This window comes from Pseudomonas sp. HMWF006, from assembly GCF_003061205.1.
GTDB lineage: Bacteria > Pseudomonadota > Gammaproteobacteria > Pseudomonadales > Pseudomonadaceae > Aquipseudomonas > Aquipseudomonas monsensis.
The window spans coordinates 3,038-6,768 of the sequence record NZ_QAIU01000374.1 but is presented as its reverse complement, the minus strand read 5'-3'; the positions used below and the strand labels follow the sequence as shown (position 1 = coordinate 6,768).

The following is a 3,731-nucleotide window of genomic DNA, read 5'->3' as shown; positions in this document are numbered from 1 at the left end:
GGCCTGTTCGACGGCACGCCATCAAGCGCCGATCTGGCGCGGCATTTTGGCGTGCCGGTACTTGGCGTGATCGACGGCACCGCGATGGCGCAGACTTTCGGTGCGTTGGCGCTGGGCTTGGCGAAGTATCAACCGGATCTACCGTTCGCCGGCGTGCTGGCCAACCGCGTCGGCACCTTGCGTCACGCGCAATTGCTCGAAGGCAGCCTCACGGAAGGCCTGCGCTGGTACGGCGCGCTTTCCCGCGAAACCGGAATCGAGTTGCCGAGCCGGCACCTCGGTCTGGTGCAGGCCAGTGAGCTCAATGACCTGGATCTGCGTCTCGACGCGGCCGCCGAAGCATTGGCCAGCAGTTGCGAGGTAGCGCTGCCACCGGCCGTGGAATTTGCCGCGCCTGAAGTGATCACTGCCGAACCATTGCTCGAAGGCGTGCGCATTGCCGTCGCCCGCGATGAAGCCTTTGCCTTTATCTACGGCGCCAGCCTCGACCTGTTGCGGGCGATGGGCGCCGAGTTGAGTTTCTTCTCGCCGATCCGCGACACGCAATTGCCCGAGGCCGACAGCCTGTATCTGCCCGGCGGTTACCCGGAACTGCACCACGCGGCGTTGTCGCAAAACACCGCAATGCTCGACGCGATCCGCGCGCACCATGCGGCCGGCAAGCCGTTGCTCGCCGAATGTGGCGGCATGCTCTATCTGCTTGATTCGTTGACCGATGTCGAAGGCCGCCGTGCCGAACTGCTCGGGCTGCTGCGCGGTGATGCGGTGATGCAAAAACGTCTGGCGGCACTGGCGCTGCAAGCGGTGGACCTGCCGGAAGGTTCGTTGCGCGGCCACACCTATCATCATTCGCTGACCACCACTGAGCTGACACCGATTGCCCGTGGCTTGAGCCCGAATGGCGGACGCGGGGCCGAGGCGGTTTATCGCGAGGGGCGGATGACGGCTTCGTATGTGCACTTTTATTTTCCGTCGAATCCTGCTGCGATTGCCGCATTGTTTGCGCCAGATCGTGACGCCGCCTTCGCGAGCAAGCTCGCTCCCACAGGGGATCGCGTTTCTTGAGCAAGCACCCCGTCCAATGTGGGAGCGAGCTTGCTCGCGAAGAGGCCATGACCGACAACGCATTTACCGAGGCCGAGCGCCAAGCCGTCTATCGAGCCATCGCCGAACGCCGCGACATGCGTCACTTCACCGGTGGCACGGTCGAACCGGAGCTGTTGCGCCGTCTGCTCGAAGCCGCGCATCAGGCGCCCAGCGTCGGTCTGATGCAGCCGTGGCGCTTCATCCGCATCAGTGATCGCACCTTGCGCGGGCAGATCCAGAACCTCGTGGAAGAAGAACGCATCCGCACTGCCGAAGCCCTTGGCGAGCGCAGCGATGAGTTCATGAAGCTCAAGGTCGAAGGCATCAACGACTGCGCCGAGGTGTTGGTCGCGGCGCTGATGGACGATCGCGAAAAACATATTTTCGGTCGCCGCACGTTGCCGGAAATGGACATGGCCTCGTTGTCCTGTGCGATCCAGAACCTGTGGCTGGCCGCTCGCGCCGAAGGCCTGGGCATGGGCTGGGTGTCGCTGTTCGAACCGCAGGCGCTGGCCGATCTGCTGCAACTGCCGGCCGGGGCCAAGCCGCTGGCGGTGTTGTGTCTGGGGCCGGTCAAGGCATTCTATCCGGCACCGATGCTGGTCCTCGAAGGGTGGGCGCAGGCGCGTCCGCTGAATGAGTTGCTGTTTGAAAATTTTTGGGGAGTGAGTCAATGAGTGTGGCGTTGTTGAGTGTCGCCGCCGTGGCGCTGGATGCGCTGCTGGGTGAACCGAAACGCTGGCATCCGCTGGTGGCGTTCGGCAATTTCGCCGGGCGCATCGAGCAACGTTTCAATGCGGGCGGGCGCGGCTGGCGCAGCCATGGGGTCACCGCGTGGGTGATCGCCGTGCTGCCGCTGACGCTGCTCGCCACCGCGTTTTCCTGGGCGCCGTACGTGGGCTGGATCGTCGAGATTCTCGCGCTGTATTGCGCCCTCGGCATGCGCAGTCTTGGCGAACACGTCGAGCCCGTAGCCAAAGCCCTGCGCAGCGATGATCTGGAAGAGGCGCGCCAGCGCGTCGGCTATCTGGTCAGCCGCCAGACCTGTGAACTGGACAGCACCGCCGTCGCTCGCGCCGCCACCGAATCGGTGCTGGAAAACGGCAGCGACGCGGTGTTCGCCGCGCTGTTCTGGTTTATCGTCGCCGGTGCGCCGGGCGTGGTGCTCTATCGTTTGAGCAATACGCTCGACGCGATGTGGGGCTATCGCAACGAACGCTTCGAGCGCTTCGGTTGGGCGGCGGCGAAAATCGACGACGTCCTCAACTACATTCCTGCGCGTCTGGTGGCGTTGACCTACGCGTTGCTCGGCAATACCCGACTGGCCTGGAAGTGCTGGCGCAGCCAGGCGCCCAAGTGGGACAGCCCCAACGCTGGCCCGGTCATGGCGGCCGGCGCTGGTGCGCTGGGCGTGGAGCTGGGCGGCCCGGCGATCTACCACGGCGAACTGCACGAGCGTCCACAACTCGGTGAGGGTGTGCCGGCCGATGCCGATTCCATTGATCGCGGCTGGCAATTGGTCCAGCGCGGGGTATGGTTATGGCTGCTGATTCTCTGCGTGGGGGCTGAATTCTATGCTTGAGCACGGTGGCCGGCTGCGCAAGGCTGCACTCGATTACGGTATCGCCGAGGCCGACTGGCTCGATCTGTCCAGCGGTCTGGCGCCGTGGCCGTTTCCGGTCCCGGCGATTCCGCTGCGCGCCTGGGCGCGCCTGCCGGAAACCGATGACGGTCTGGAGCAGGCCGCGTGCGACTACTATGGCGCACCGCAGGTATTGCCGGTGGCCGGTTCGCAGATGGCCATCCAGTTGTTGCCGCGTTTGCGCCGTGCCGGCAAGGTCGGTGTGTTGTCGCCGTGTTATGCCGAACACGCCGAAGCGTGGCGGCGCAGCGGCTATATCGTGCGCGAAGTGCTGGAACAGGAAGTCGAGTTTTTTCTCGACAGCCTCGATGTGCTGGTGGTGGTCAATCCGAACAATCCGACCGGCCTGAGCCTGCCCCCGGCGCGTCTGCTCGACTGGCACGCGCGGCTCGCCCAGCGTGGCGGCTGGCTGGTGGTCGATGAGGCGTTCATGGACAACACGCCGCAGCTGAGTCTGGCCGCGCACACTCATCTGGTCGGTCTGATTGTCTTGCGTTCGTTCGGCAAGTTTTTTGGTCTGGCCGGCGTTCGCCTCGGCTTTGTCCTGGCCGAACGCAGGCTGCTCCGATTGCTCGCCGAACAGGTCGGGCCGTGGGCCGTCAGTGGACCGACGCGGGTGCTCGGGCAGGCCTGTCTGCAAGACACTGAAGGTCATACACGTCAACGCATTCGCAGCGACGAAGCCAGCGAGCGCCTGGTCTCGTTGCTTGAGCGTTATGGTTTCAAGCCGCAGGGTGGTTGCGCACTGTTCCAGTGGCTGAGCACCGAGCATGCGGCGACGTTGCATGAATTCATGGCCCGCCGCGGCATTCTCCTGCGTCTCTTCACCCACAACAGCAGTCTGCGTCTCGGCCTGCCCGCCGACGCGGCTGAAGAGGCGCGGCTCGAAAAAGCGCTACAAGCCTTTACCAAGGAATCGAAATGACCACCCTGATGGTGCAGGGCACCACTTCCGACGCCGGCAAAAGCACGCTGGTGACAGCGCTGTGCCGCTGGGCGACCC

The 3,731-nt window shown here is 64.4% G+C and carries 5 protein-coding genes; all 5 read left to right on the top strand.

Going from position 1 to position 3,731, the window contains the following annotated elements; all coding sequences use genetic code 11:
* On the top strand, positions 1–1,065 hold a 1,065-nt coding region (locus tag DBR24_RS15250), incomplete at its 5' end, for a cobyrinate a,c-diamide synthase (RefSeq protein ID WP_256591503.1).
* Between the two features lie 47 nt (positions 1,066–1,112).
* Positions 1,113–1,763 (top strand): 5,6-dimethylbenzimidazole synthase, encoded by a 651-nt coding sequence (gene bluB, locus DBR24_RS15245; RefSeq protein WP_128615176.1) that lies wholly within the window; start codon positions 1,113–1,115, stop codon positions 1,761–1,763.
* Positions 1,760–2,668, top strand: coding sequence for an adenosylcobinamide-phosphate synthase CbiB (gene cbiB, locus DBR24_RS15240; protein WP_128615175.1), 909 nt, complete (start codon positions 1,760–1,762; stop codon positions 2,666–2,668). Before bluB ends, cbiB begins: the two co-directional genes overlap by 4 nt.
* Complete coding sequence (cobD, locus tag DBR24_RS15235; protein ID WP_128615174.1) at positions 2,661–3,653, top strand: threonine-phosphate decarboxylase CobD; 993 nt, start codon at positions 2,661–2,663, stop codon at positions 3,651–3,653. Before cbiB ends, cobD begins: the two co-directional genes overlap by 8 nt.
* The coding region (locus DBR24_RS32260; RefSeq protein WP_371921293.1) for a hypothetical protein at positions 3,650–3,731 on the top strand (82 nt) is incomplete at its 3' end. The genes cobD and DBR24_RS32260, both read left to right, overlap by 4 nt.

What these genes read in the sequence shown, in the direction of transcription:
- bluB (WP_128615176.1), top strand. Translation starts at nt 1,113, where the DNA reads ATGACCGACAACGCATTTACCGAGGCCGAGCGCCAAGCCGTCTATCGA.
- cbiB (WP_128615175.1), top strand. Translation starts at nt 1,760, where the DNA reads ATGAGTGTGGCGTTGTTGAGTGTCGCCGCCGTGGCGCTGGATGCGCTG.
- cobD (WP_128615174.1), top strand. Translation starts at nt 2,661, where the DNA reads ATGCTTGAGCACGGTGGCCGGCTGCGCAAGGCTGCACTCGATTACGGT.